Origin of the sequence: Dietzia cercidiphylli, from assembly GCF_014145145.1 — a bacterium.
Taxonomy (GTDB): Bacteria; Actinomycetota; Actinomycetes; order Mycobacteriales; family Mycobacteriaceae; genus Dietzia; species Dietzia natronolimnaea.
This window is the reverse complement of the sequence record NZ_JAALEA010000200.1, coordinates 1-7,862: the sequence shown is the minus strand read 5'-3', so window position 1 is coordinate 7,862 and position 7,862 is coordinate 1. Positions and strand designations below refer to the sequence as shown.

9 protein-coding genes are annotated in these 7,862 nt (G+C 69.9%); 5 read left to right on the top strand and 4 right to left on the bottom strand.

Translation table 11 applies throughout. The annotated features are described in order from the left end of the window. The coding region (locus G6028_RS07930; protein ID WP_182658551.1) for a PspC domain-containing protein at positions 1–535 on the bottom strand (535 nt) is incomplete at its 3' end. Positions 536–625: 90 nt separating this feature from the next. Between G6028_RS07930 and G6028_RS07925 the strand changes: the two genes are divergently transcribed. The 4 genes from G6028_RS07925 to G6028_RS07910 all read left to right on the top strand — a co-directional run bounded on the left by G6028_RS07925 (position 626) and on the right by G6028_RS07910 (position 4,408). Further along, positions 626–1,645, top strand: a complete 1,020-nt coding sequence (locus tag G6028_RS07925) for a mechanosensitive ion channel family protein (RefSeq protein ID WP_182658550.1) — start codon at positions 626–628, stop codon at positions 1,643–1,645. Positions 1,646–1,725: 80 nt separating this feature from the next. Further along, positions 1,726–2,919, top strand: coding sequence for an ATP-binding protein (locus G6028_RS07920; protein WP_182658549.1), 1,194 nt, complete (start codon positions 1,726–1,728; stop codon positions 2,917–2,919). Then, the gene (locus G6028_RS07915; RefSeq protein WP_182658548.1) at positions 2,916–3,671 is read left to right on the top strand and encodes a LuxR C-terminal-related transcriptional regulator; all 756 of its coding nucleotides are present in this window, start codon (positions 2,916–2,918) and stop codon (positions 3,669–3,671) included. The genes G6028_RS07920 and G6028_RS07915 overlap by 4 nt, the downstream gene beginning before the upstream one ends. 119 nt (positions 3,672–3,790) lie before the next feature. Further along, entirely contained in the window at positions 3,791–4,408 is a 618-nt protein-coding gene (locus G6028_RS07910; protein ID WP_182658547.1) for a GDSL-type esterase/lipase family protein, read from the top strand. On the opposite strand, the gene G6028_RS07905 is transcribed toward G6028_RS07910, so the two are convergent. After that, entirely contained in the window at positions 4,405–4,806 is a 402-nt protein-coding gene (locus G6028_RS07905; protein WP_182658546.1) for a DUF6157 family protein, read from the bottom strand. The genes G6028_RS07910 and G6028_RS07905 overlap by 4 nt on opposite strands. 120 nt (positions 4,807–4,926) lie before the next feature. Here G6028_RS07905 and G6028_RS07900 point away from each other — a divergent pair, with 120 nt between their 5' ends. Next, positions 4,927–5,070: a hypothetical protein gene (locus tag G6028_RS07900; RefSeq protein ID WP_179524701.1), complete on the top strand. Its 144-nt coding sequence runs from the start codon at positions 4,927–4,929 to the stop codon at positions 5,068–5,070. A 1-nt stretch (position 5,071) separates the two neighbouring features. Here G6028_RS07900 and G6028_RS07895 read toward each other — a convergent pair whose 3' ends face one another. Together G6028_RS07895 and G6028_RS07890 are read right to left on the bottom strand one after the other, a co-directional pair. Next, positions 5,072–6,025 (bottom strand): L-lactate dehydrogenase, encoded by a 954-nt coding sequence (locus G6028_RS07895; RefSeq protein ID WP_182658545.1) that lies wholly within the window; start codon positions 6,023–6,025, stop codon positions 5,072–5,074. A gap of 100 nt (positions 6,026–6,125) precedes the next feature. Next, a complete protein-coding gene (locus G6028_RS07890; RefSeq protein ID WP_182658544.1) occupies positions 6,126–7,406 on the bottom strand; it encodes a DUF2254 domain-containing protein in 1,281 nt (426 codons plus the stop codon). Between the last annotated feature and the right edge of the window lie 456 nt (positions 7,407–7,862).

Sequence of the window (7,862 nt, the reverse complement as noted above, 5' to 3'; positions counted from 1 at the left end):
GCCCGGAGCCCGGTTCCTGCGACGCCCCGGCGGCACGGCTGGTGCCGGCGCGCGTCGACCGCGGTCGCACGGCCGACACCTCGGACCACCCGGTGGGTGGCACGGGGGTGCGGCGGTGGAGTCCGTACCAGCCGGCGAGCATGGCGACGCCCATGAGGAACCCGGCCCCCACCACGAGGCTCTCCCCGGAACCGCCGAAGGTGGGTGCGCTGAGGAGGACGACGACGACGAGGACCGCGGCCGTGATCCGGGAACCGGATGCCCGGCCCTTCCCGATCAGCGCCTCCCCCTTGGAGACCTCGTCTCCGGCGGAGCGCAGGAGCAGCCACATCAGTGCGTACAGGAACACCCCGGCCCCGCCCCAGAGGGCGGCGATGACGAAGGCGATGCGGAAGAGGACGGGGTCCACCCCGTAGCGACGGCCGAATCCGCCACAGACGCCGGCGATCTTGGCGTCGTCCGGGGTCCGGACGGGTCGGGTCCGCCACAGGGAGCGGAGCTCTGATGGGACGTCGTGGGTGCTGGTGCTGGACATGACTCCATCGTGGTGGGCCGGCCGTGTTTCCACATCGGGGGCCGACCCTGATATTCGACCCTGAGAGCACCCGGCGGGGATGATGGCGGCATGGTCGACACCGTCGTGGGATTCCTGAGCTCGGACGACCCTCTGCGGTTCTTCGGTGTGACGATGGTCGGCGTCAGCGGACGCACCGTCCTCAAAGTGCTCCTCAGCGTGGCGCTGCTGGTGGTGCTGTCGCTGTTCAACTCCGCGTCGCGCACGATCATGCGGACGGTCACCGGCCCCGCGGGATCCGCATCCAGATTCTGGACCAAACAGGGTCTCCAGCTCCTCACCGCGGTCGTGGCCGTGCTGGGTCTCTTCTCTATCTGGGTGACGCCGGGGACCGACCTGACCGTGGGGATCGGGCTCGTCACCGCGGGGCTGGCCTTCGCCCTGCAGAAGGTCATCGCGAGTCTCGCGGGGTACTTCGTCATCCTCCGGGGCAGGGTCTTCGCCGTCGGTGACCGGATCGCCGTCGGGGAGGTGCGTGGCGACGTGATGTCACTCGGCTTCCTGCGGACGACCGTCATGGAGATGGGGGCCCCGTCGTCCATGACCGGATCGGAGACCGGGAACTGGGTACCGAGCCGCCAGTTCACCGGGCGGGTGGTGACCGTGTCCAACGGCGTGATCTTCGACGAGGCCGTCTTCAACTACTCCCGCGGCTTCCCCTTCCTCTGGGAGGAGATCTCGGTCAACCTCCCCTTCGACGTCGATCTGCGCGCTGTGGACGAGATGTTCTCCGCGTGCGCCGAGCGGCACACGCGCCGACTCAGCGACGAGGCGATGGCGAGTATGCAGCGGATGAGCCGCGTCTACGCGGTCGACGTCCGCGAGTTCGGACCGCAGGTCTTCGTCTCCCTCCAGGAGGACTGGATCCTCGTGACCGTCCGCTTCGTCGTCGGCAGTCACGGGGCGCGGGCGGTCAAGGACGCCATCTCACGTGACCTGGTGGCCGGGCTGAAGGAACTCGGGATCACTCCGGCGAGCGTGGCCTACGACATCCGTGCGGTGGGCGGGCCCCCTCCCGGGACGGACGAACCGGGGGAGATCCCCGATACCTCTCGGGGTCGTGATCTGTGACCATTGCGGGTATGAGTGAGAACGCGACCGATCAGGTATCGGCACCCGCGCCGCGACCGCCGGTCGCTCCACGGCGGCCCATGACCGCCGTGCAGCCTGCCGGCTTCCGGTGGTATCCGCCGCTGACCAGGATCTCCGACGGGTCCGTCGTCGCCGGCGTGTGCGCGGGGCTCGCGGCCCACCTGGGGGTGCGGGTCACCCATGTGCGCCTGGCGATGGTGCTGCTCGCCACACTGTCCGGCGCGGGTGTGCTGTTCTATTCCGCCCTGTGGGCTCTGACCCCGTCGGCGCGGGCGCAGGAGGGGACCGCCTCCGCGGACGCGCGGGAGCGGCGGCGTGGCATGGCCCTCGCGGTCGTGGCGATGGTGGGGTCGGTGCTGTCGTTCATGGTGACCACCGCGACGGGGCTGCACGTGATCGTGCCCGTCCTCATCGTGGCGCTGGGGGCCGGGCTGGTCTGGCAGCAGTACGACGGCGGGGGGCGGGTGGCTCCCCGGTCCGTCTTCGACTGGGCCAGGGTCACCACCGGTGCCACCCTCGTCGTCGTCGGTCTCGCCGTCGTCGTACTGGGGCAGGTCGAGTTGGCCGCCCTGCGGTCGTCCTTCCTGGCGGTGCTGGCGACCCTGGTCGGAGTGGTGCTGCTCAGCGTCCCCGTGGGGCTGCGGCTGTGGCGGTCCCTCGAGGAGGAACGTGCGGCCCGCATCCGTGAGGCCGAGCGCAGCGACATCGCCTCCCACCTCCACGACTCCGTGTTGCAGACGCTCGCGTTGATCCAGAAGCGATCCGACGACCCCGCCCAGGTGTCGCGGCTGGCCCGTCGGCAGGAGCGCGAGCTGCGGCAGTGGCTCTTCGGGGCCGGGTCGCGCATGTCCTCGGGTGCGGCCACCATCGCCGGGGCCGTCGAGGTGATCGTCGGGGACGTCGAGGACGCCTACGGTCTGCGTGTGGACCAGGTGGTGGTGGGCGGGGACGGCCCGGCGGGCGACGCCGAGGAGGCGGTGCTGGGCGCCGTCCGCGAGGCCCTGGTCAACGTGGCCAAGCACGCCGGCGTCGACACCGCTGACGTGTTCGTGGAGAACGACGGTCAGGTGCTCAGCGCCTTCGTCCGGGATCGCGGCTGCGGCTTCGACCCCGACGACGTGGGTGATGATCGACACGGGTTGTCCCAGTCCATCCGGCACCGTGTCGAGAGCAGGGGCGGCAGTGTGACGGTGCGCAGTACGCTCGGTCGCGGAACCGAGATCGGGATCGAGATGCCGCTGGAGGGCGAATGACGGACGAGCCGGTGGGTGGCGTCAGGGTGTGCCGGGTGTTCCTCGTCGACGACCACGCGGTGTTCCGCAGCGGTGTCCGGGCCGAACTCGCCGGCCAGGCCGGCATCGAGGTGGTGGGCGAGGCGGGGTCGGTGGCCGAGGCCGTCGCCGGCATCGGTCGGGTGCGGCCAGACGTGGTGCTGCTCGACGTGCACATGCCCGACGGTGGCGGGGTGGCCGTGCTACGCGCGGTGCTCGGGGCCGACCCGAGCGGCGCCTCCGACGCGTCCGGCACGACCGGTGCATCTGGTGCGTCCGACGGGTCCGACGCGCGCGTGTCCACCTTCCTCGCCCTGAGTGTCTCCGACGCCGCGGAGGACGTGATCGCCGTGATCCGAGGCGGGGCGCGCGGATACGTCACCAAGACCATCTCCGGTGGGGAGCTCGCCGACGCCGTGCGCCGCGTGGCCGACGGGGACGCTGTGTTCTCCCCGCGCCTGGCCGGGTTCGTCCTGGACGCGTTCGCCCGCGCCGCTCCCGGGCCGGAGGAGCGGGGTGAGCCCGTCCACGACCCCGAGGTCGACTCCCTCACTCCGCGGGAGAAGGAGGTGCTGCGGTTGTTGGCACGCGGGTACACCTACAAGGAGATCGCCGAGAAGCTGTTCATCTCGGTCAAGACCGTGGAGACGCACGCCTCCAACGTGCTGCGCAAGACCCAGCAGTCCAACCGGCACGCGCTCACCCGCTGGGCGCAGTCCCGACACCTGGACTGACGGGCGACGCCCCCCCACCCGGCGCGCCTGTTCGTCGGAAGAGCGTTCCACACACATCGCCCGGGAGTGGGGTGTGCGGAACACTCTTGGCGTTTTCGCCGGCCAGCTACCGTGGCGTAGTGAGCGAACCGCGCGACCTCCCCGTCTGCATCATCGGTGACTCCTTCGTGGCCGGGTACGGCGACGAGACCGGACGTGGATGGACCGCGCACCTGGTCGAGGAGGGCGCCGGGGTGGGCCTGAGCCTCCACACCACCGTCGCGGGGATCGGCGGGGACACCTCCGAGATGATCCTGGCCCGTTGGGACGAGGTCGACCGCCGACGGGCCGCGTTCCCGACCACGGCGGTGATCGCAGAGTTCGGCGTCAACGACGTGATGGAGCACGAGGGTGCCCTTCGCGTCGAGGAGGCGGGCACGGTCTCGGCGCTGCGGGGGATGATCGCCCGTGCTCCCGAGGGGCGGTTCCTGGTGGTGGGGCCGCCACCGGTCATGTGGGAGCAGGTCAACGAGCGGATCGCCGCCCGTGCCGCGGCCATGGCCGCGGTGTGCGCCGAGGCCGGGGTGCCGTTCGTGCCGACCTTCGATTCCCTGCGGCCCGGCGGGGCGTGGATGCGCGAGGTCACCGCCGGCGACGGGGCGCACCCCGGTCCGGCGGGGTACGAGGAGTTCGCCGGGGTCATCTCCGGCCCGGTGCTTGAGTGGCTGCGCTCCCTGCCGGACGTCGAGCCGGGCTAGCGGGAACTCTTCATGGCGGTTCTGATCGTCACGGACGGGTCGGTCTGCAGTTCGGCCAGACGGTCCGAGCCCATGGGCAGCAGCGCGATCCTCCCGCCGGAGTCGAAGTGCATCGCCCAGCCGTACGTCTTGGTCAACGGGGAGGTGCGCAGGCAGGGTTGGCCCTTGGAGAAGAACTGCTCGCGTTCGGCCGCGCGGTCGGCCTCCCCGATGCCCTTGCGAGCGCAGTGGACGTCGAAGAGCAGGTCGTCGCTCGTCCAGGTGTAGTCCGCACCCGAGAGCCTCTCGTACTGCAACTCGGCGATCGAGCGTTTCCCGGCCGGCGGTGCCGTGGCCGTCTCGGCCCTGGTGTCGGGTGCGGGCAGGATCAGTGTGTCGGTGTAGTCGGTGCTGTGCATGGCGCTCTTTCCTGTTCCCGTAGTGACCGCGATGGTGTTCTCTCCGTCGCGCCCGGGGTCGGTGGTCTCCGGTAATCTGAGTATCGCCGCACGCCCCGTACGGCGGCAGGAGGATGAATCATGACGAGTCCGCAGAACCCTGACCGCATCGGCCAGCATTCCGAGGAGCCCGCGGACAAGGCCCGGTATGACCACGACGACGCGGTCGCCGACGAGTGGGGCGACGAGTCGTTCCCGGCCAGCGATCCCCCCGCGACCCCCTGACTCAGCGCAGTATCTCGAACTGCTCCGACACCGCCCGCAGCGCAGACGCGCTGCGGGCGAACTGTTCGGTCTCGGTGGCGTCGAGTTCCAGCTCCACCACGCGCTGTACGCCGGTCCGGCCGATCACCGCGGGGACGCCGATGAAGATCCCGTCCTGGCCGTACTCGCCCCGCAGCAACGTGGAGACCGGTAGCGACACCTGTTCGTTGCGCAGGACGGCGCGCGTGATGCGGGCGAGCCCCATGCCGATGCCGTAGCTGGTGGACCCCTTGGAGTCGATGATCCGGTAGGCGGCGTCCCTGGTCTCCGTGAAGATCTGGGCCAGCCGTTCCCGCGTGGCCGGGTCCCCGTCGAGATCCCGACGCAGTGGCACCCCAGAGACGTTGGCCGACGAGAAGACCGGTAGTTCGGTGTCGCCGTGCTCGCCGATGATCGAGGCGTGCACGCTCATCGGGGCGACGTCGTAGTACTCGCCCAGCATGAACCGGAAACGCGCGGAATCGAGGATCGTTCCGGAGCCGATGACCTGCGCGGAGGGCAGGCCGGAGTAGCGCCACGAGGCCTGGGCGAGGATGTCGACGGGGTTGGTGGCCACGAGCAGGATGCCGTCGAAGCCGGTTGCCATGACGTCGCCGACGATCCCCTCGAAGATCGCCATGTTCCTGCCGACCAGGTCGAGCCGCGACTCACCGGGTCGCTGGGCGGCGCCGGCGCAGATCACCACCATCGTGGCGTCCGCGCAGTCCTCGTAGGTGCCCTCCGTGACGAGGGTGGGGGAGGGCGCCCAGACGACGCCGTGGTTGAGGTCCATGACCTCGCCGACCAGTTTGTCGTGGTCGATGTCGATGATGGATAGGTGGTCGGCCAGGCCCTGGTTGACGAGCGCGTAACCGTAGGCGATGCCCACGTCCCCGGCGCCGATGAGCACGATGCGGTTCCCGATGGAGGCCTTCATGCCCGCCAGGGTAGGTGCGCGGGGTGACCGCCGGGGCGACACCGGGTGAACGTCGGTCTCTCCCGCCGGGCTCTCACCCCCCACCCCCGGGCCGCCCGCTCTATCCGGCGGCCTCGAGCACGGCGCGGTGACGACGCTCGATGGCGACCCGGTCGTCGGCGTTACGGGTTGCCCCGAGGGCGTCGTCGCGGAGTTTCGTGGCGTGGCGGGTGACGACCGCCCGCCGGCCGGGGTCGTCGAGAACCCGCGCCGCGACGGCGAAGACTTCGAGCATCCGAATGCTGACTGCCGGAGCACCCGCACCGAACTGCCGCATCTGATCGAACATCGTGTCGACGAGTCCCCCGAAGTCCGAGGTGGCCGCGACGAGGCGGACCTCGCCGTCACTCGAGTGCACCCCGGTCGGCCACTCCCGGTCCTCGAGGGTGCACAGGGCGTCGCCGAAGCGGTCGATGACGTCGATCGCCGTGAACGGGTCGTTGGTGCTTGGGCTCAGCGCACGGGTGCCCACCTCGGCGAGCAGACGGACGGCGTGCTCGACGTCCTGCTCGCGGGTCCTGGAGGTGCCGACCGTGAGCCGGGAGTAGATGCCGTCGGGCAGGGTGGGCACGCCCTCGGCGATGGGGGAGTTGGGGTAGAGGTAGTCCCCCGGTCGGACCAGAAGTCGGATCACCGTCCCGGTCTCGACGGCGAGATCGACCAGCCCCTCGTGGTCCACCAGCTGCAGATACCCGCCCTTCTTCGCGGATAGTGTCTCCGCTCTCGCCCAGAACTCCGCGCCCGGCGGCGGTAGGACGTCCTGTTCCGGGTCCGTCTGCTCGGTGGCGGTGAGCAGGGAGGACCGGAGGTCTGCCGCGAGGAGGTTGACCACACGGGTGGTGTTGATCGAGCTGGTGACATGGCCGAGGAAGAACACGAGAGCAGCGATGCAGCAGAGCGCCAGGATGAGCGCCAGGGTGACGTTGTAGTGGGGGACGAACGGGTCTCCCTCGTCGCCGCCGGTGACCGTGCGCAGGCTGTAGAGGCTGAAGGCGAAGGTGGAGATGAACACACCTAACGTGACCTGGTTGCCGCGGTCCTCGGTGAAGTTCTGGAGCAGGCGCGGACCCATGGTGCCGGCGGCATAGGAGAGGGCGGCGATGGTGATGGAGAACACTGTGCCGCCGACTCCGATCGAGCTGCTCGCCACGGCGGCGAGGATGCTCCGGGAACCATCCACTCCTCCGCCGTAGAGCCAGGTGGGCGCGCCGTCGTTCGTTCCCGGATTGGTGGACAACCATGTCCCGAGCTGAGCGAGAGCCAGTGCGGCGAGGGTCATGACGGCGGGGAGGAACCAGAAGCGTCGGCTGATCTGGCGGAGTCGGAAACGCAGCCCGGCCATGGTTCTCCTCTCGATGGTGGACACAGCGTATCCGACCAGTCCGACGCCAGAACCTCGCTCGGCTATGTCGAACAGGTGTTCTTGCGCCGTGTCGTACCGATGGTGTTCACTGTGCTCGTAGTCGAAAAATAGTTCGATTGACGAGGTTGGCGGCGCGTCGTCCGGGACGGGAGGTTCTGATGATGGTAATGGGCACTTCTGCTGTTGATCTGTCTGACCTCGGCACGGCGGATCGTGTCGCGGAATTGCGTCGTCGCCTGGCTGCGATGCCGGGTGGGGGCCCGCCCGCGGCCGCGCGCTCGGGGGCACCCGTGACCGTACGTGCGGAAGGGTCTGCGACTGCGGTCGCGCCCTTTGATCCGGCCCCGGACGTGCCCGCCGCGGTGTCTTCGGATGCGGAGGCGTCCGGCGCGTCGGTTCCCGGCGTGGCTGCGCCGGGTTCCGTGGCACCCCTGT